This is a genomic window from Streptomyces sp. NPDC048277 (assembly GCF_040652235.1).
In the GTDB taxonomy this organism is placed as follows: domain Bacteria; phylum Actinomycetota; class Actinomycetes; order Streptomycetales; family Streptomycetaceae; genus Streptomyces.
The window spans coordinates 43341-61990 of the sequence record NZ_JBEZLQ010000027.1 but is presented as its reverse complement, the minus strand read 5'-3'; the positions used below and the strand labels follow the sequence as shown (position 1 = coordinate 61990).

Below are 18650 nucleotides of genomic sequence, written 5' to 3'. Positions count from 1 at the left end.
GAGCGGGGACGAGACGGTCCGTGCCCGCGCGCCCGGGCCGTCGGGGCCCGTTCGACTCCGCTGATCGCCGCTCACCGTATCGCCGACGGAACAGCCGGACGCGCCCCGGCGCCGGCCTCGAACAGCACGAGGCAAAGGCGTTCAGCGGCGGACGTGGATGCGAACCTGGGCCGACATACTTCTTCGGCAACGTGCTCGCCGGTGCCCGGTGCATCGTCGATGACGTACTCGATCTGCCGCAGCCGCCCGACCGGCCCGACCTCGGCTCGCCGCCGAAGCGCTGTTCGGCCCCGATCGGTATATCCGGCAGCGCATCGAACTGGTCAGCGACGCGCCCGCGCCCGCGTTCGGTGCTGCGCTGGGTCGAAAGTTCCGCTATGTGTACATGCCGTTCGCGGCCATCGGCCATCCGGAACGCGCGCAACGTGGACGTCCCTCCAGCGTTGAGGTCGCCCGACGCGGTCAGGGTGGTCAGGGATTTCCAGCCGCCTGTGACGGCGGCGGCCACGCCACGGACCGGTTATTGGTCCGATGTTTCCTCGTCGCGGCATTGACGTCTCGCATTCGCGCTCCTACTTTGCCTGCATGTTTTCAACAAGACAGCAAGCGCCCTTCGCGAAGCCCGTCAGAGTGTTCCGCTTATTCATCGGGCCTTATCGGGTTGCCGCGGCCGTACTCTGCACGCTCCTGTCCCTTGGAGCGCTCGTTCTGCCCGCACACGCGGCGACCGCGGTCACCTATTTCGTCTCGCCCAGCGGCAGTGACAGCAACCCGGGGACCAGCGCCGATGCTCCCTTCCGCACGCTGGCCAAGGCGCAGACGGCTGTCCGGGCGATCGACAAGTCGACGTCGGGACCGGTCACCGTGACATTGGCCGGGGGCGTCTACAGGCTGACCAGGACGCTCACCTTCACTGCCGCGGACTCGGGCGGCGGTACGGCCGGCACCGTCTGGTGGAAGGCGGCGCCCGGACAGTCCCCGGTCATCAGCGGCGGTGTCCAGATCACCGGCTGGGCGCGGACCAGCGCGGGCAGCAGCGTCTGGTCCGCCCCGGCCCCCACCGGCCTGGACACCCGGCAACTGTACGTGGACGGCGTGCGCGCCCAGCGTGCGACCGGTGCCCTGCCGGTGTCGGTGACGCAGACGGCGACCGGATACACCACGGCGTCCGGTGACCCGATGGCCGGCTGGCGCAATCCGTCGTCGATCGAGTTCGTCTACCGGGGCGGACTCGGGCTGTGGACCGAGCCGCGCTGTCCGGTCGCCTCGGTCACGAGTACCGCCATCGCCATGGCCCAGCCCTGCTGGAACAACTCCACCCAGCGTGTCATGCGTACCGACGACTCGGGCCGCACCTACAACCTGGTCGGCCGCAAGTCGATCACCGAGGCGCCGACGGCGGTGGAGAACGCCTACGAACTCCTCGACAAGCCGGGCGAGTTCTACCTGGACAAGAACGAGCACCGGTTCTACTACATCCCGCGTTCCGGGGAAGACCTGACCACCGCGGACGTCGAGGCACCCTCGCTCGACACTCTGGTGGCGACGTCCGGCAGTGCCTCGGACGAGCCCAGTCACGTCGGCTTCCAGGGCATCCAGTTCAGCTACGCCAACTACACGACCTCCAACACCGGCACGGGCTTCTCCGAAATCCAGGCGACCTACCAGATCACCGGTACCACGGGCTACGCCACCCAGGGACTGTGCCAGTTCGTGTCAGGCGGCACCTGCCCCTACGGCAACTGGACGAAGATGCCCGGCGCGGTGCGGTTCACCTATGACAAGAACATTCACTTCGACCACGACTACTTCGTCCACCTCGGTGCGGCCGGGCTGGACCTCGGCAACGGCTCGCAGGGCGACACGGTGACCGCCTGCGTGTTCACCGACATCTCCGGCAACGGTCTCGACCTGGGAGGTGTGGACATCCCACAGCCGAGCGGTTCGGCTCAGCACACCAGCGGGATCACCGTGAAAGACAGCCACTTCTACGACACCGCCGCCGAATACCACGGCGGGGTCGCCATCGACGCCGGATACATCGAGACATCGACCATCACCCACAACCAGATCGACCACGTGCCCTACACGGCCATCTCCATCGGCTGGGGCGGCTGGCCCGACAAGGTCAGCCTGCCCGCGCAGCCGAACTACTCGAACAACAACACGGTCTCGGACAACCTGATCTACGATCACATGTCGTTGCTCGGGGACGGCGGTGCCGTCTACACCAACGGAATCACCGGCACCTCGATGGCGAGCGGTGAGAAGGTCACCGGCAACGTGGTCCACGACCAGCTCAACACATCCGGCGGCCACGTCCTGTACACCGACAACGGCGCCACCTATGTGTCGATCCTCGGCAACGCGGTGTGGAACATCAACGTCTCACCGTGGGGCAGTAAACACGTGAACTACACGGCCGGAGACGGAACTTACGACCCCACGGACATCGAGGGCAACTACTGGCCGAACGGCCCGTCCGACTACGACAACAAGAACGTCCTGATCCAGAACAACCACGCCATCACCGGAGCGTCCGAGGTTCCGTCGGGCATCATCGCGGCCGGCGGCATCGAGTCGCAGTACCAGGCGATTCTCTCCTGGCAGCCGGCCTGACACGAGGGACTCCGGTCCTGCGTCACTGCGGATACGCCGCGGCGAGGCCACGTCGGCGGCCGCTCGCCCGCCTCCGATGCCGGTCCGCACAATTCGGCGCGACGCGGGCGGGCGATACGCAACCGGCTTCAGGAGAGGGAGCGGGCTGGCCCTGCCCAGCGACGAGCCCGCAGCACAGGGACAAGCTCACCCTGTCTCCCCGGCCGGGCTCCACCTCGTCGTCATCCTCATCGGGGCCCGCCGCCCGGCACCGCGCAGCGGTTCCTCTTCGAGCAGGGAAGCCTGCCTGTTGACGCACAAGAATGCGCCGCTGTCCGTCGGAGCTCGCCGCCGGCTTGTCGAACGGTGCCGGACGCGACCCATCGCACTCGTGGCAGCCGAGATGGGCATCTCTCTATCGCACGCGTCCCAAGTGGGTCAACCGCTACCGGGGCCACGGTGGCCTCGGTCTGCTCGATCGTACTTCGGCGCCGCATCGTCAGCCGACGACCGCCGTTCCCGAAAAACCCTCGCCCTTATCGAGGAACTCCCACGCGCTCACAAGTGGTCTGCAGCCAGGATCGCCTTGGAGCCCGATCAGGCCGACATCTCCATGAGCCATAGAACAGTGAGTAGGCACCTCGCTGCTTGAGCCTGAGCACGATGGGTGTCGTATTTGCAGGGCATCTGTCGCCAGTTGTGCCTGCCCCTGCCACAGGAGCGCTCTCGGGTCGTCGCCCTGCGGTTGCCAGATCCGGGACATGTGCACGATCCACGCCTGGCCGACCCGCGCAGGGAAAGTGGTGCAACGCACCTACGAATGAGAGGTTTTCATGGTTGAACTGAGCGGGATCCTCGGCGTGACGGTGGTGGCAATCGGCGCCGGTCACGCTCCTCCCGTACGACTGCGCGCACGCTCGGCCTCCTCCGTGTGACGCCGACCGAGTGACAAATGTCAGTGAAAGCGGTGACGAATCGCAGCAGTTCACCGGCGCTGCGGTTCATAGCCTTTCGAAAGGTACCCACGTGCCTGCGCACCACGCATACGACCCGCGAAAGAGATCGCCATGCCGCATCCGGCCTCATCCCCGGCGAGCAGTACCCGCAGCACCAGCAGGACCACCGGAATCAGCAGGAGACGTATAGCGACGACGGGCATCGTGCTCGCCGCAGGACTCGCCCTGACCGCTGTCCCCGGCACCTCCGCCGTTGCCGCGTCGCCCCGCAGAGCGCCAGGTGATGCCCAGCCGCCCGTACGGCTCGTCCTTCCGCCGCCGAGCGGTCACCATGCCCTCGGCACCATGGCGCTGCATCTCATCGACCGCAGCCGTCGGGATCCCTGGGTCGCCGCACGGCCGGTACGAGAGCTGATGGTTCAGCTCTGGTACCCCGCACGCGCAGCCGCCGGGCTGCCCAGGGCTCCATGGATGACAGGACAGGCCGCGAAGGTCTTCCAGCAGACGGGGTATCTCCTTCCCGAGTACGCCACGCTGCCGGACACGCACGCCCGTATCGGTGCGGCGGCGAACACGCGCGGGGGCCGACGCCCAGTGATCCTCTACTCCCACGGACACGGTCAGCATCGCGGCTCCAGCACGGCGCTGGTCGAGGAACTCGTGAGCCACGGATACATCGTGGTCACCATCGACCACACATATGACGCCGGTCAGGTCGAGTTCCCCGGTGGCCGGGTCGAGAAGTACGCGATGCCTCCGCTCACGGGGGAGGACGACGACCCGGTGGTCCTTAAGGCAGTCGACGTTCGGGTGGCCGACACCCGTTTCGTACTGGAGGAGCTGTCGCGGCGGGCACGGGGCCGCCGGAATCCGCTTCCGCACGGACTCGGTGACGTCCTCGACCTGTCCAGGACCGCCATGTTCGGCCACTCCCTGGGTGGTGCGACCACGGCCTCGGCGATGGTGGCCGGGGCGCCGATCGCGGCAGGCGCGAATCTCGACGGCAGCCTCTTCGGCCCGGTGGTGACCGAGGGACTGCGCAAGCCGTTCCTCCTGATGAGCGAGGACACGGACGGCAACCAGGGCTGGTCCGAGATCTGGCCCCGGCTGCGAGGCTGGCGCCGCTGGCTCCGGCTGACCGGTACCCGGCACTTCTCGTACACGGACTACGAGACGTTCATGCCGCAGGTCGCCGCGCGACTCGGAGCGACCGAAGAACAGCTGGCCGAGTTCATAGGCCCGCTCGACGGTACACGCGGCATCGACGTCCAGCGGCGCTTCCTGCTCGCCAACTTCGACCTCCACCTGCGCGGTCGTCGCTCCCCGATCTTCGAAGGACCGTCGCCCCGATATCCGGAGGTGCGCTTCATCGGTGGTGTCGGATGACCAGGCACGGATCGCCGGACGCGGCTTGTTCCTTGTTTCGCGGGTACTTCTGAGGTCTGTGGCCGGCGGGGTGTGTTGGTTCCAGGCCGAGGGATCGAGCGGGTGGAACCGGATGCAGCGGGTGATGGCGCTGACGGGTGGGCCGCGCGACCTGGGGGCTGCCGAGTAGCGCCATTCCTCCCTCACCTACGCGGTGCGCAGGGTGCTTCCCTGCTGATGCTGACGACGAAGTCCTGGACGAGAAGCCGGGTGATACCAGGCGTCCGCCCGTGAACGAGGCCGACACGGCGGTCGCCCCGAGGTCGTCGACGACACGGCCGCCTATGCCCGTAGCCTGGGTCTTGTCCGGCTGATCGCGTATGGAGTCAGGCGGCGTCACGGGGCCGCAGGCTACGCTCGCTGAGGCGGAGCATCACCGTGCGTGGCATGATCCTCGGCAGCGAGGCCAGCGCCGCGTTCGCGTGCCCGCTGACCGTCGACGGGCGGCTGTGGGCGAGCGCCCGCAGGGCGGCGGAGACCACCTGCTCGGGAGTCTGGCGCCGCCCCACCGAGGCCGCGTCGGTACCGACGACGTCGAAGAACCGTGTCTGCGTTGCTCCTGGGCACAGGGCGAGGACGTCGACGCCGGTGCCGCGGGTCTCGGCCCACAGCGCCTCCGTCCAGGACAGGACGAACGCCTTGGTCGCGCCGTAGACCGCCATGTGCGGCAGCGGCTGGAACGCGGCGGTGGAGGCGACGTTCACGACGGTGCCGCGTCCACGTTCGATCATGCCGGGAAGCAGCAGCCCGGTCAGTTCCACCGGGGCGGCGACGTTCAGCGCGACCTGCTCGTTCACCCGCGCCTGGTCGGCCTCGGCGAACGGTCCGTGCATGGCGAAGCCCGCGTTGTTGACCAGTACGTCGATCTCCCGGCCCCGCTCGCGGAGGTCGGCCGCCAGTCGCCGGGCCGTACCCGGAGTGGCGAGATCGGCGGGGAGGACGGCCGCCCGCACGCCATGGGCCTCCCGCAGCCGTGCCGCGAGCTCCTCAAGGCGTGCCCCGGAGCGGGCGACGAGGACGAGGTCCGCGCCCAGGGCGGCGAGTTGCTCGGCGAAGGCCGCCCCGATGCCCGAGGAGGCGCCGGTCACGAGAGCGCACTGACCGCTGAAGTCGTTCATGTCTGGTCCTTATGAGAGGAAGGGTGAGTGGTCGCGGCTGCCGGAGGGCGGCGGCTGCGACCACCACATTACTTCAAAGTCTGAATCAATCAAATTATGAATGATTCAGTCCTGGTAGTCTCGCCGCCATGGACCTGCCCGACTTCCCGCCATCGACCGCCTCGGCGCCACCCCGGGCGGTGACCGGAAGGCTCGCACTGCTGCTCGCCCGCGCGGACAAGGAGATCCAGGCCAGGGCGGCCCCGCAGCTAGCGGAACTGGAACTGACCGGTCGCCAATACCACGCCCTGGCCGTCCTCGCGGAGGACCGTCCCGGCTCCCAGCTCGAACTGGCCACCGCGCTCGGCGTGCTGCCCGCCATCGTCGTAACCCTCGTCGACGACCTCGAAGGACGCGGACTGCTGCGCCGCCAGCGGGACCCCCGCGACCGCCGGCGCCAGAGCCTCACCCTCACCGACCAGGGCCACGCGCTGCTCCGCCGGGCCGACGCCCTGGCCGCCGCGGTCGAGGACGATGTCCTCGCGGGCATCGGCGCCGCCGCCCGTGCAGATCTGCGTGTGGCCCTGGCTGAGGCCCTCGCACCCCCGACAGCCTGAGCGGATCCCGCCGCGAAGCCCGGCACCGCCCCGTGGGCCGACGCCGGCAAGACCGGAGACGTTCGCGTCACCGGGCGGACGCCCTTACTCAGCCCAGGACGTCCAAGGACGCCGCTCGTACACGGCCACCGCTTGAGGAGTTCGACCACTCTGCGATGAGGCATGTCGATACACGGCTCGATGGCGGTCGGCAGATCCGGCTCCAGCCACTTCGACGCGCCGTCGTGCACCGCCGCCGATGTCAACCTGCGTGCTCCGCCTCGCCCGCCAACGCATCAGCGTCCTGTCTGGCATGCTCCGCGACGGCACCTTCTACCAACCCCGGAGCCCGACACCACCACCCCCGCCGCCGCATGAACCCCACACCGACGCATCACCTCAACCCGGCATTACAGGATTGACGAAGCCCTTACGACCTTGGGAGCAATTGGGTTCGAGGGTGTGGCCTGGCGGGTCGGCTGGTGGGAGATCAGCAGGCCGTCGGCCGGGCGAGGACCAGTTCGGTGCTCTGCTTGTGCCGGGTCGCCCGGCGGGCGACCCGGTCGGAGACGAGGAAGGCGATGGCGAGATGGGTCTCGGGGTAGGTTTCGCGTCGGCCGGTGAACCGCTGTAGGGGCGCCACTGCTTGAGTTCGGCGTTGGCGTGCTCGACGTCGATCCGCCGGAGGACCGGCGGCGGCGCTGCTCGCGCCAGGCGTGATGCTCGCCCAGCGGTGCGTTGTCCTTGGGTTTCTTCGGCGGGGCGACGACCTGGTCGGGGAACTCGCCTGCCAGGCCGCGGCAGCCTTCGTCGACCTTGGCCTTGACGGTGGGTGCTGTCGGAGTTGTTCGGCGGTGCCCTCGGTGCGCACGGCGGTCTGGTCGTGCATGCGCCCGGGCCGGACCACGCCGCTGAATGGAGTGCGGCCCCGGCCGTCGCTGAAGGTGGTGGTCTTGATGGTGTTCTGTCTCTTCTCACCGGAGATGAACGCCTTGCGGCCGGGTCTGCCCGCCTTCGGGCGGCGGACCTGGACCTCGGTGCCGTCGATCCGCGTCTCCACGCCTTCGGCGTCGGCGTAGGCGAACAGGTCTTCCAGGGTGCGGATCCGCACACCGGGGCGGTCGGGGACGGCGAAGCCGCGGGCCGCCAGCAAGGGCCGGACTTGCCGTACCGCTACGGAAACGGCGGAGCGGTCCACTCTGTACAGTTCAGCGAGTGCCGCGTGCGGCGGCCCGAGCCGTGGGTGCGCCAGCGTGACCAGCAGTCGGTCTTCGTTCAAATCGCCGAGATGTGCACCGGAGATGCCGGACAGGGCAGGGCGGGAACAAGCCGCACGGGCCCAGGCTTGCGTCACAACTCACCCGTGCGGCCCTTCGCATGTCACGGCTGATCGCGAATACCGCTACGCACCGAGGTTCGACGCTCGTGTCGGCCGGACCAGCGCTTGGGCGACGATGACGCTCTCACCGTTGAAGGTGACGGCGGGGCCTTCGTACAGTTCGTAGCCAAGATCCATCGCTTCGCTCACCCGCCAGCAGAACCTGGAGTCATCCAGCCCGGTCAAGACTCGGTAGATCGGCAATCCGGCAGGTGGTGTGCTCGTGAGAAGAAGGATCCCAGACGCACCCGCTCGCCGAGGCTTCGGGCCACTTCGACCCGAAGCCAATTGCTCCCCAGCTCGTCAGAGGCACCCCCCTCTGGAGGCCATCGTCGACTCACCAGCCTGCCCGTCCTCGGAGACAGTGAGCACTGATGGGAGAAGCCGGGCTGGGGAACGGCGACCTCGCGCCGGCCCATCGCGCACCGGGTGTGGATGGTTCTGCTGTGCGTTCACGTCCGTGAGGCCACCCGGTCGCGGACCCCGCTGATGTGCTGAGCTGCGCGATCGGATCGACGCGTTGGTCCGCCCTGCCGGGCTGGGGGCGCACGTGTCGCCCTTGTTCAGCCCTGCGGCGGGGTGAGCGCCTTGAGGCTGGGGCGGATCGCTGCCGCGGCCGCGGCAGCCGCCGCGGCTTCGTCTCCGGCCTCGATCGCCGCCAGCAGTTCGTCGTGGGGCTCGGCACCGCTCTCCTGGATCATGTCCTGGCTGCGCAGCGCGTGCAGGCTGTCGTGGAGCCGACCGACGAAAAAGCGGTAGCACTCCAGGAGCACACTGTTGCCTGCCGCCTCCACCACGGCCAGGTGGAAGTCGGCGTCAGCGCGGGCGAACTCCTCCGGCGCGATGGCGCGATGCCGGGCAGCCAGCAAGACGCGCAGCCGCCGCAGGTCGGCTTCGGTGCGGCGGGTGGCAGCGAGCCGGGCCGCCTGAACGTCGAAGCCGAGCTGGACCTCGAACACCTCGCGTACGTCGGCGGTTCCGAACCGGCGCAGCATGGGGGCGGGGTCAGCGGTGGAGACCACGTAGGTACCGGCACCCTGCCGGGTCTCCAGTACGCCCAGGTGCACCAGGGCCCGTACCGCCTCCCGGATCACGGTGCGGCTCACCCCCAGCTCCTCGGTGAGCCGCTGCTCGGTCGGCAGCCGGTCCCCGATCGCCCAAGTGCCCTCTGTCAGAGCCTCGACGAGCTGACCAACGACCTCGTCGACCGATGACCTGCGGCCGATCATGCGCATGGGGGGCTCCCTTTCCCGCCGGTTGCAATCTTCCGGCCCCACAGTATCCTGGTCACCTGCCATCATTCATCAGTCATCATACAAATCTGGAGACACGGTGAAGCAGTTCATCACACCCGAGTCCTTGGTCTGGGCCGCGCAGTTGCGCGAAGACACCGGGGCAGACGCGATGCCGTTCGCCCCGGCGGTCGTCACGCGCGGCGACACCGTATGGCTCTCGGGCGCCACCGCTTACCCGCTCATACACCAGCACCCCCATGAGGAGGACGAGCTGACAGTGCCCGACGGCATCGCGGAACAGACCCGGGCCTGCCTGGAGAACCTGCTCATCGCGCTGAAGGCGGCCGGCGGCGATGTCCAGGACATTGTCAAGGTCACCATTTTCAACACCGACATGGACGCCCAGGACGAGGTCAACCGGGTCTACGCGGAATTCTTCGGCGAGCACCGGCCGGCACGCAGCCATATAGGTGTCAACCGGCTGGTCGGCCCTGAGCTGAAGATTGAGATAGAGGCCGTGGCGGTACTTGGCTGACAGTGCGCGACCCCTGGCAATGGCGCGTCGCCGGATAAAGGCGCGCCATTCGCCCGTCGATGCCAGTGCGGGCAGTCGGCAAGCGATCTCCGCCGCCCCGGCTGACTGCGCGGTACCCGAAACTGGCCGTCTCAGCGCGATTAATATTGCAGGAGCAAGTAATGTCTCTTTTCATCCCCGACTTCGACGGAACCGTCGTCGTACGTTCTGCTGACGCCGAATTGATAGGAAAGGACGGCCCGGTAACCAACCAGTTGCTCGTCGACAGTTCCGCCACGGGCGGTGCCCTTTCAAGCATGCGTGTCACCCTCGGCAAGGGTGCGGACGGCGCCCGTCCGCACCACCACGGCAGGTCTGCCGAGATGTTCTACGTCCTCGACGGCACCGCCCAGCTACTGTCCGGCGATCAAGTGGTCACCGCGGAGCGCGGGGATGTTGTCGTCGTACCGCCCGGTACACAGCATGCCTTCGCCGCCGCACCCGGCGAGATCGCGGAAATGCTGGTCATCATCACGCCCGGGGTGGAGCGCTTCGAGTACTTCCGTCACCTTGAGCGCATCCGCGACGGAAAGATACCGCCGGAGAGCCTCCTCGACGTTCAGGAACTCTACGACTCCTATTTCGGAACGAGTCCTGTCTGGAACGCCGCACGCGAATAGCAATGCTCAGCGCAACAATGGGTCGGCGGTTGTGTTGTCCGCCCGCTCATCGCGGCACTAGGACCTGTCCGGCGGATCATGGCGTCGACGGGTGTGGGCCGTGATCGTTCATCTGGCTCTCATGGAGCAATGTTACCCATGGCAATACTTCTTGATATCGCGCAGAGGTTCCGTTCCTTGCATGTACCAGGCACGCCGCTGGTCCTGCCCAACGCGTGGGACGGTGCTTCCGCCCGTGTGGCGGCGGACGCGGGTGCTGCTGCGATCGCGACCACCAGTGCCGGGGTCGCCTGGTCACTCGGCTACGGCGACGGCGATCACATGACCCGCGACCAGGCGCTCGGCGCGATCGCCCGGATCACGGCCGCTGTTGACGTACCGGTCACCGCCGACATCGAACGCGGCTACGCGACCGACCCTGACGGCGTGGCCGAGACCGTCCGAGGCGTCCTCGCGGCCGGAGCCGTGGGGATCAACCTGGAAGACACTTTGCGCCCCGTCGCCGAGCAGGCAGAACGGATCGCAGCTGCCCGCGAGGCCGCAGACGAGACCGGCATCCCGCTGTTCATCAACGCCCGCATCGACACCCACCGCCTGTCGCTCGGCGACCGGACGACCTGGCTGGACGAAACGCTCACCCGCGCCCACGCCTATGCGGCGGCCGGCGCGGACGGCATCTTCGTCCTCGGCACACCGGACGCCGAGACGGTCAGGACACTCGTGGGCTCCCAACCCCTACCAGTGAACGTCCTGGCCGGCCCCGGCACACTCCCGGTGTCCGAGCTCGCCGAGGCGGGAGCCGCCCGCATCAGCGCGGGGTCCTCCATCGCCGAGGCAGCGTACGGGCTGGTCCGCCGGGCCACCCGCGAACTGCTGGAGAAGGGCACGACGACCACGCTGGAGGACGGATTCGACTACGCCACCCTCAACGCGCTGCTCCTGGCCGAGCCCACACGCTGAGACACGGTCAAGAGCGCAGCCACAGCCTGATCGCCGCCACGGTGACGGTACCGTGGCCGTCGGCGCCGCGGCCTTTTCGCCCCCGAGGTGGTCGGGCCGCGTATGCGGATGGCCACCGCCGGGGCGCTTGACCCGGATGCGCTCCACGACGGGGATCGGCTGCGGGCTGTCGCCCCACTGGCCCGGCGTGATCAGCAGGGCCAGTGGGCGAAGACCGCCCTCCCCGGCAAGGTGGATCTTGCAGGTCAAACCGCCCCTGGAGCGTCCGAGTCCTTCGTCGGGACGGTGCTGCCGGGGCGTTGATCTCCGCTTGGGGATCCGTGGCGGCCTGCGCGGTGCTCCGGCAGCGTGCAGGTGAGCCCGACACGAGGTGGAGTCCGCGCTGACCATGCTCCAGTCGATTCGCCCCTGATCGTCGGCGTCGGTCAGAACGGCTTGGTGGATGCCTTGCCACGTGCCGTCCGCTGACCAACGGCGGTGACGCTCATAGACGGTTTTCCAGTTCCCGAACCGCGAGGGCAGGTCCCGCCACGGGACACCTGTGCGTATTCGGAACAGGATCCCGTTGATCACCTTGCGGTGATCATTCCAACGTCCTCCCCGGCGACCGGACTTCGGTAGCTGCGGCGCCAGTCGCGCCCACTCACCGTTCGTCAGATCGCCCCACCCCACGAGCAAAAATAATCATCCAGGAACGATGCGGTCACATGATCCGCCGGACAGGTCCTAAGGCCGCCTCCGGCGCCCACCCGGATCGCGTCCACTTCCCGGGGACCACTTGCTCATAGGACGCGAAGCTTCCGGCAACACCTGTCCGGCAGTTGCCGGGATCAAGTCCCGGTCGGTGACCGGGCCCGGGAGCATGCGGCAGAGGAATTTCGGCAAGCCGTCGGGCGGGTGTCAGCGCTGGCCGACGGGTCGGGTCTTCCGCCCTTTTCCTATCCGCACCCGCAGTGTGGGGGTGCGTGGAACCAGCCATGGGGACGGAGAGCGATGTCGAAGTAGGTCTGTGGGATGCCGAGTCGGAGTCGTTGCTGCAGCGGGTGGGCGGGCGCTTCGGCCGCGTTGAGCCCCGGCGGCGGATGCGGGACTACGTGCGCGGCCTGCTGGGCCCGGTGGGCAGGAAGAACAGCTGGCAGATAGCCGAGTACGCGGGCCACGGCACCCCGCATGGACTACAGCGGCTGCTGTCATGGTGCCAGTGGGATCCGGAGCAGATCCGCGACAACCTGCAGGACTACGTGGCTGAGAGACTCGGGCAGCCAGGCGGCGTGCTGATCGTCGACGACACGCGCTTCCTGAAGAAGGGCACCGTCTCCCGCCGGGGTGCAGCGGCAATATTCCGGCACCGCGGGCCGTACGGAGAATTGCCAGATCGGGGTGTTCGCCGCCTACGCTTCTGCCAGGGGCCGGGCGCTGGTGGACCGCGAGCTCTACCTACCCAAGTCCTGGACTGAGGATCCCGATCGGTGCCGCGCGGCCCGGATCCCCGAGGAGAAGTCCTTCGCCACCAGGCCGGAGCTGGCACGTGTCATGGTTCAGCGGGCGCTGGGCTCTGCTCTGCCGATTGCCTGGGTGACCGCGGATGCGGCCTACGGGCAGGAGTGGCACTTCAGGCGGATGCCGGAGGAAGCCCGTGTCGGCTATGTGCTCGCAGTGCCCAAGTCGCAGCAGGTCAAGTCGCCTGCGGGGAGCTGGCGTATCGACCATGTCCTGACCGGCGCTCCGCCCGATGCCTGGGAGTGAATCTCCTGCGGGGACGGCGCGAAGGGGCCGCGGGTCTACGACTGGGCCGCAGCCGAACTGCCCACCGTCGAGGGCTCAGTCCCTGCCCACTACCGCTGGGTGCTGGCCCGCCGCAGCCTGGCCCGTCCCGAGGAGGTCGCCTACTGCCTCGCGTTCGCCCCGGCTGGCACCGTCGTCACGGAGTTGGTCCGGGTGGCCGGCGCCCGGTGGGTCATCGAGGAGTGTTTCCAGGCCGCCAAGAACGAATGCGGCCTGGACCAGTACGAAGTCCGCCGCTATGTCGGCTGGTACCGCCACATCACCCTTGCCATGCTCGCGCACGCCTTCCTGGCGGCCCATGCCCTCGAAAGGGGGGCCGAAGAAACGGTTCGAGCGGCCTCGTTCCCCTCTCCGTGGCAGAAGTCCGGAAGCTCCTGGACCTTGCCCGTCCCTCCGCGGCCCGGCATCGGTCACCCGCGCACCGGCTCCACCGGTCCCACGGGCGCCGACGCCATCAGGCCATCGCCCGCCACGGCCACTGCAGCGCCGCACGCACCCCGATCGGGTGAGTCACGAACCATCACCCTCCTGACGGAGCGTCAGCTCACTAGACTCACAAAAGACCCTGTGACCAGGACAAATAAAGAAGTGTAACTGGAGTACCAGCACGGCAGTCGCAGTTCTTAACCGTTGACGCTTTCGCGCTGGTCAGACCGCTCCCGAGGTGCCTGCGGGCAGAGGTGCGGCCACCGTGATCATGAACGTTTGTGACGACGATCAAGGACCAGGTGGCCGTGGAGGTCACGACAGTCAAGCAGACATGGACAGCGGCGCTCAGGGCGGGGATGGGCGAGATCGCGGGGACTGCTTCCCTCGCCGGGAACCGCGGCTGGCGGCGCGGGAGGTGACCGAGGCAACGCTGATGGAGCTGGACACCCGCAACTGCTGAACGCTCGCCGAGGCTCTCGGCCACTCTGGCCCGCACCGCCTGCAGCACTTCCTCTCGCGCTCCGGCTTCGGTCACGACCTGGCCCGTGACCGGCTCGCGCCTGGGTTGCGGGTGAACTCGCCTACGACACCGCGGTGTTGAGTGGATAAGGCCGGCGACGCGAAGTCCTCCACCGACTGCGCCGGGGCGGCCCGCGAGTACTCCCGGGCACTCGGCGGGGTGGGATTGTGCCAGGTGGCCGTCCACCTCACCTATGCCGGCGAGCGCGGCCACGCGATGATCGGCCGGGCCCTGCATCTGCCCGCAGCCTGGGCCGAAGACGAAGAGCGCCGTCTGCTTACCCATGTCCCCGACGAGGTGGAGTTCGCCATCGGGCCGCAGCTCGCCGCCGCCATGATGGAGCGTGTCCGCCGCCTGAGCATCGCGGCGCGCTGGCTGGCCGGCGACGAGGTGTACGGCGGACGCGACCTGAGCCGTGAGGCCCGTCGGCTCGGCTTCGACCACGCGCTCGCCATCCGCGCGGACCACCGCGCCACGATCGGCGCCGGCTCCTTCACCGCCGCCCAACTCGCTGACCGGGTCCCGAAGGAGACATGGGCCAGGATGCGCACCGGCCACGGCCTGAAGGGCGACCGGCACTATGACTGGGCGCTCCCCGAGGTCCATGTCGACGATGCCCCCGACGGCCACGAGGACGGACACGCGTACCTGGTCGTCCGCCGCCACCGCTACACCGGCGAACCTTCCTTCTACCGCTGCCACTCCACTACGCCCTTCGCTCTGGCGGCCCTGATCGACGTGATCACTCGCCGCTGGAGGATCGAAGAGGACTTCCCACTCGCAATCAGCATGCTCGCCGCCGTCCTCGCCGTTACCAGCGCCTGCACCACCGCCCCACCAGCCCGGCCCGTCTCGTCGCGGTCAGCGCCCGCGAGCTGCTCCATTTGCTGCGGGCCGCCGAGTCCCACCGCCGCTGGAACAACGTCAGCGCAGCCGCAACGGCCTGACTCCCCGATGAAGATCGTGAACTACAGCTGATCCGCCGTCAGACCTTTGAGGCCCGGCAGGAGCAATTCCAGCCGTGGCGGGAGGCGTCAGCGAGACGCTGGCGCCTCCCGCCGGGAGTGGCCGCTGCCGGTTTGCGGGCCCGTCGCACGCCCAAGGCGCTTTCCCTGCCGCGAACTGCAGGCCGAGGACCGGTCTGCCGGCGCCCGGGCGGATGCCGAGCAGCTGCGGCAGCGGCGGTTCAGTTCATCAGAACGGGGCGGCCGGGAAGGTTCCCTGTCCGCTGGTAACGGTCGGGCCGTCCTGGTCGTAGCCCGCGTAGTTGTGCAGGGTGCCCCAGGAGATCCACTGGCAGTCGTTCACCTCGGCGCCCACGCGCCAGGCATCCGGGCTGTAGACGTTCCACTTCGGTCCCCAGAGGTAGACGTTTTTCTCCGAGGAGTAGGCGCGGCCGACGTTGTCCGCCCAGAGCGTACCGCCGTAGGGGTCGCCGACCGCCAGGGAGACGGGTGTCCCGAAATAGCCGGAGTTGATGAACCCGCTCGCGAACTGCCAGTGCGCGACCACCCGACCCGAGCAGGTGTCCCACATCTGCTCGACCTGGCCCGCGTAGGTGTCCTCGTAGCTGAAGCTGCCGGGGGCGCCGATGTTTTCCAGGCCGCAGGACGCTGCGGCGTTGGTGTGCATGCCCTTGATGCCCGAGCGCAGGATCGCCCGCCCGGCGGCGTTGTAGGTGACGCTTGCGTGGCTGGTGGTGTGCCTGGTGGGCGAGTGGTGGCTTGCCGCGTTGGCCGCCTGGGAGGTGCCGGCGGCGGCCAACGCGAGGGCGGAAGCGGCCGCGGTGGCGGCGGCGATGGCGCGAAGACGCATGGTGATTCCTGACTGTGAAGTGGATCTGAGTCGAGCCGCGGCTTGGGCCGGCCCCGCTGAGCGGCACCACCAGGCTGCCTGCGACAGCGGGGCAAGGCCACGGATCCCGTACGAACCCGTACACCTCGATCCTGGGTTCTGGTTGTCAGGAGCACAGCTGTCGGGGTCGGCGTGGGTGAGCAGCGTGGCGGACGGCGCGGCCGGTCTCGTGCCGCTCCTGCAGGTCGGGGATGTGGTTGTCGAGAGCGCCGGGGCTGACGCCGAGGAGTTTGGCGATCGAGGTGATCGACTGCTCGGGGTCGGGCAGCAGGGTGCGGGCGGCCTGGATGATCTCGGGGGTGGCGGCGACGGGCCGGCCGCCGACGTTGCCGCGGGCACGGGCACGGGCAAGGCCGGGCCCTCACGGGTGTCGGAGACGATCAGCTCTCTGATGAACTCGGCAAGCCTGGGAAGCATGGTGACCATCACCCGGCTCTCTGTCGTGCCGCGACCGTGGCTACTGGTCAGGCTCATGTCTTTTCATCGGGGTGGTTCGAGGCCGGCCGATTCGAAGCAGTCCGGTCGTTGGCTACGGCTCCGGGGGACTGCACCGAGGGCCATGGCGCGTTGGTAGGAGGTCTCGGCGGATGCGAGCTCGCCGGACAGGTAGTGCACGTCGCCGACGGCGGACCACGCCAGGGAAAGCATGCAACTGTCGCTTTTTGCCTGTGCTGAGACCCGGGTGAGCAGCTTCCTGGCCGCCGCTGGTCGGTGCGCGGTGATGTCCTGCATCCGCGTGGTGTACCAGTCCAGTACGCTCCGTAACGCCGCCCGCCGTTGTGGGTCGGAAATCTCCTGTCCGGCTGTTCGCGCCGCATAGCCCCGCAAGAGGCCGTGCAGCTCGAACCGGCCCGCTGTCCTGCTCAACACCAGCCCTTCGTCGCCGAGAGCTTCCAGCAGTTTCCGTGCCTGTGCCGGGGTGGTGCCGGCCAGTGCGGCGGCGCTTTCAGCGCCGACGTCTTTGCCGGGACACAGACCGAGCAGGAGGAACATCCGCCGTGACTGGGGCGGAAGTCCCTTCAGTGAGAGGTCGAACAACGGAGTCACCGACCGTCGGCCAACTGCCATCGCGTCCAGACCCGAGGCCTGAAGTTCGGTCAGCAGATCTGCCACAGACCAGGCCGGTCGGCTCTTCAGCCTGGCTCCGGCCAAGCTGACCGCCAACGGCAGGTGGCCGCAGGCCTCGCCCACGGCCTCGGCCGCGCCCGGTTCCCGGGCGACCCTGGCCCCGCCGACCGTGCGCGAGAGCAGCACGTGCGACTCGGTAGAAGACAGCACGTCCAACGGCACCGTCACTACGCCGTCGATCCCGGCCAATGTCCGGCGCGAGGTCAGGAGAACCAGTGCGCCGGGCACACCGGGGATGAGGTGTTTGACCTGGTTTTCCTCGGCAACGTTGTCCAGCACGATCAACGCCGCCCGGCCGGCCAGGGCTGAGCGGAACGCTGCCGCGCGGTCCTCCAGGCTCTCAGGGATCTGGTTGCCGGGAGTACCGAGCGCGCGGAGAAAGCCGTCAAGAACCGAAGCCGGGTCGACGGGCCGGCTGTCGGCATCGAAGCCACGTAGGTCGACATACAGTTGTACGTCGGAGAAGCGGCTGCTCCTGACGAGAGTGTGGGCGGCGTGCAGAGCCAACCGGCTCTTGCCCACTCCCGGCATGCCTTCAATGCCGATGATCGTCACCGCGTCGGCGGCATGATCGGCCGCTTCCGCGATCGTCTCCATCTCGCCGTGGCGCCCCGTGAAATCCTTCAGGTCGGCCGGGAGTTGTCGTAGCACACCGACCGGGCCGCCGGTCTTGGTCTGTGCGTGGACCTTGATGCAGGCCTGGCGCCAGCAATCGACTGCGGGCTCGTCCAGGCCGAGCGCACGAACGATCGCGATCACGAGGTCCAGATCCAGGCGGCGCCGCCTGGTCTTGAACGCGTCCGCAACCGTCATCGTCGGCAGGGCCCGCGGCGGCCGTATGAGCGGCCCGGCCCGCTTCGCCAGCACCCGGTACGAGGGCATCCCTGCCCACGCGCGTAATTCACCCAGCAGACCGACGAACTCGGCCAGATCAACCGCCCGGCCCGGATCTGGCAGTGCCCCCCGCTGTTCAGCCACGATGCCCCCCGCGTCGTGAAGCTGTGCCCCTGACAAGAACATTCTAGGCGCGGGGCAACTGCTCACCGGTCTGTTCGACCACCAGGGGTCCCGTACTGGTACGTACCCGGGCCCGGTAGCGGGCCTCGTTCGCCGCGGCCTCCGTCGCCAGAGCCTTCAGCGTGGACTCCTCGGCCACCGGATAGACCACCTTGCGGACCGTGCCGCCCGGCTCGGCGCCCGCCGCCTCCGCCAGCCGCAGCAGGATGCCCTCCTTGCCGCGGACCCGCTTGAGCTCCTTGTTGAACTCGCCCTCGACCTTCTTCTCCGCCCGCGTGTTGATCTTCTGCACGAGCCGGATGAACAGCTCCACCGGCGAGTCGGTGATGTCCGTCTCCCGTACGTGCCACAGCGTCGACAGCAGCGTGTGCGACCTCGGGACACTGGTGATGCTGCTGGTCAATTCGCCCCGTCGGGCCAGATTGATTGCGGCTGCGGTGAGTTGGCGCTGGAGGCGGTCCTGGCGAGCCCGTGGCAG

General features: G+C 68.4%; 14 protein-coding genes and 4 pseudogenes. 9 read left to right on the top strand and 9 right to left on the bottom strand.

The genetic code is table 11. The annotated features are described in order from the left end of the window. Positions 1-630: 630 nt before the first annotated feature. The 3 genes and pseudogenes from AB0D85_RS41045 (at position 631) to AB0D85_RS41035 (ending at position 4940) form a co-directional block, all read left to right on the top strand. Complete coding sequence (locus tag AB0D85_RS41045) at positions 631-2619, top strand: fibronectin type III domain-containing protein (protein ID WP_362332438.1); 1989 nt, start codon at positions 631-633, stop codon at positions 2617-2619. A gap of 289 nt (positions 2620-2908) precedes the next feature. After that, positions 2909-3244: pseudogene (locus AB0D85_RS41040) on the top strand (leucine zipper domain-containing protein); the annotation flags it as partial. A gap of 655 nt (positions 3245-3899) precedes the next feature. Continuing rightward, complete coding sequence (locus AB0D85_RS41035) at positions 3900-4940, top strand: hypothetical protein (protein WP_362332435.1); 1041 nt, start codon at positions 3900-3902, stop codon at positions 4938-4940. Between the two features lie 365 nt (positions 4941-5305). Here AB0D85_RS41035 and AB0D85_RS41030 read toward each other — a convergent pair whose 3' ends face one another. Then, positions 5306-6097: an SDR family oxidoreductase gene (locus AB0D85_RS41030; protein WP_362332432.1), complete on the bottom strand. Its 792-nt coding sequence runs from the start codon at positions 6095-6097 to the stop codon at positions 5306-5308. Positions 6098-6225: 128 nt separating this feature from the next. On the opposite strand from AB0D85_RS41030, the gene AB0D85_RS41025 reads away from it, so the two are divergent. Then, positions 6226-6693 (top strand): MarR family winged helix-turn-helix transcriptional regulator, encoded by a 468-nt coding sequence (locus AB0D85_RS41025; RefSeq protein ID WP_362332429.1) that lies wholly within the window; start codon positions 6226-6228, stop codon positions 6691-6693. A 469-nt stretch (positions 6694-7162) separates the two neighbouring features. Here the strand turns inward: AB0D85_RS41025 and AB0D85_RS41020 are convergent, their stop codons facing one another. The 3 genes from AB0D85_RS41020 to AB0D85_RS41010 all read right to left on the bottom strand — a co-directional run bounded on the left by AB0D85_RS41020 (position 7163) and on the right by AB0D85_RS41010 (position 9285). Next, positions 7163-8026 carry a transposase family protein gene (locus tag AB0D85_RS41020; protein ID WP_362332426.1) on the bottom strand — a complete coding sequence of 288 codons (864 nt, stop codon included), beginning with the start codon at positions 8024-8026 and terminating at the stop codon, positions 7163-7165. A gap of 48 nt (positions 8027-8074) precedes the next feature. Next, positions 8075-8287, bottom strand: coding sequence for a DUF1737 domain-containing protein (locus AB0D85_RS41015; protein ID WP_362332711.1), 213 nt, complete (start codon positions 8285-8287; stop codon positions 8075-8077). A gap of 326 nt (positions 8288-8613) precedes the next feature. Beyond that, complete coding sequence (locus AB0D85_RS41010) at positions 8614-9285, bottom strand: FadR/GntR family transcriptional regulator (protein ID WP_362332423.1); 672 nt, start codon at positions 9283-9285, stop codon at positions 8614-8616. A 97-nt stretch (positions 9286-9382) separates the two neighbouring features. On the opposite strand from AB0D85_RS41010, the gene AB0D85_RS41005 reads away from it, so the two are divergent. The 3 genes from AB0D85_RS41005 to AB0D85_RS40995 all read left to right on the top strand — a co-directional run bounded on the left by AB0D85_RS41005 (position 9383) and on the right by AB0D85_RS40995 (position 11439). After that, positions 9383-9820 (top strand): RidA family protein, encoded by a 438-nt coding sequence (locus tag AB0D85_RS41005; RefSeq protein WP_362332420.1) that lies wholly within the window; start codon positions 9383-9385, stop codon positions 9818-9820. 161 nt (positions 9821-9981) lie between these two features. Further along, positions 9982-10479 (top strand): cupin domain-containing protein, encoded by a 498-nt coding sequence (locus tag AB0D85_RS41000; RefSeq protein ID WP_362332417.1) that lies wholly within the window; start codon positions 9982-9984, stop codon positions 10477-10479. Between the two features lie 129 nt (positions 10480-10608). Beyond that, entirely contained in the window at positions 10609-11439 is an 831-nt protein-coding gene (locus tag AB0D85_RS40995; protein WP_362332414.1) for an isocitrate lyase/phosphoenolpyruvate mutase family protein, read from the top strand. A 69-nt stretch (positions 11440-11508) separates the two neighbouring features. Here the strand turns inward: AB0D85_RS40995 and AB0D85_RS40990 are convergent. Then, positions 11509-12111 (bottom strand): annotated as a pseudogene (locus AB0D85_RS40990) (IS5 family transposase); the annotation flags it as partial. Between the two features lie 305 nt (positions 12112-12416). Here AB0D85_RS40990 and AB0D85_RS40985 point away from each other — a divergent pair. Both AB0D85_RS40985 and AB0D85_RS40980 read left to right on the top strand, forming a co-directional pair. Further along, positions 12417-13518 (top strand): annotated as a pseudogene (locus AB0D85_RS40985) (IS701 family transposase); the annotation flags it as partial. Between the two features lie 736 nt (positions 13519-14254). Then, positions 14255-15151, top strand: a complete 897-nt coding sequence (locus AB0D85_RS40980; RefSeq protein WP_362332411.1) for a transposase — start codon at positions 14255-14257, stop codon at positions 15149-15151. A 216-nt stretch (positions 15152-15367) separates the two neighbouring features. On the opposite strand, the gene AB0D85_RS40975 is transcribed toward AB0D85_RS40980, so the two are convergent. From AB0D85_RS40975 to AB0D85_RS40960, 4 genes and pseudogenes are all read right to left on the bottom strand, one after another. Beyond that, positions 15368-15988: a hypothetical protein gene (locus AB0D85_RS40975; RefSeq protein WP_362332408.1), complete on the bottom strand. Its 621-nt coding sequence runs from the start codon at positions 15986-15988 to the stop codon at positions 15368-15370. A 145-nt stretch (positions 15989-16133) separates the two neighbouring features. After that, positions 16134-16432: pseudogene (locus AB0D85_RS40970) on the bottom strand (recombinase family protein); the annotation flags it as partial. Between the two features lie 75 nt (positions 16433-16507). After that, positions 16508-18133: an NB-ARC domain-containing protein gene (locus AB0D85_RS40965; RefSeq protein WP_362332405.1), complete on the bottom strand. Its 1626-nt coding sequence runs from the start codon at positions 18131-18133 to the stop codon at positions 16508-16510. A gap of 43 nt (positions 18134-18176) precedes the next feature. Further along, positions 18177-18575 (bottom strand): hypothetical protein, encoded by a 399-nt coding sequence (locus tag AB0D85_RS40960; RefSeq protein WP_362332403.1) that lies wholly within the window; start codon positions 18573-18575, stop codon positions 18177-18179. Between the last annotated feature and the right edge of the window lie 75 nt (positions 18576-18650).

Bases quoted from the DNA above. Each gene is read 5' to 3' on its own strand.
- AB0D85_RS41035 (WP_362332435.1), top strand. From the start codon at position 3,900: ATGGCGCTGCATCTCATCGACCGCAGCCGTCGGGATCCCTGGGTCGCC.
- AB0D85_RS41030 (WP_362332432.1), bottom strand. From the start codon at position 6,097: ATGAACGACTTCAGCGGTCAGTGCGCTCTCGTGACCGGCGCCTCCTCG.
- AB0D85_RS41025 (WP_362332429.1), top strand. From the start codon at position 6,226: ATGGACCTGCCCGACTTCCCGCCATCGACCGCCTCGGCGCCACCCCGG.
- AB0D85_RS41010 (WP_362332423.1), bottom strand. From the start codon at position 9,285: ATGCGCATGATCGGCCGCAGGTCATCGGTCGACGAGGTCGTTGGTCAG.
- AB0D85_RS41000 (WP_362332417.1), top strand. From the start codon at position 9,982: ATGTCTCTTTTCATCCCCGACTTCGACGGAACCGTCGTCGTACGTTCT.
- AB0D85_RS40995 (WP_362332414.1), top strand. From the start codon at position 10,609: ATGTTACCCATGGCAATACTTCTTGATATCGCGCAGAGGTTCCGTTCC.
- AB0D85_RS40975 (WP_362332408.1), bottom strand. From the start codon at position 15,988: ATGCGTCTTCGCGCCATCGCCGCCGCCACCGCGGCCGCTTCCGCCCTC.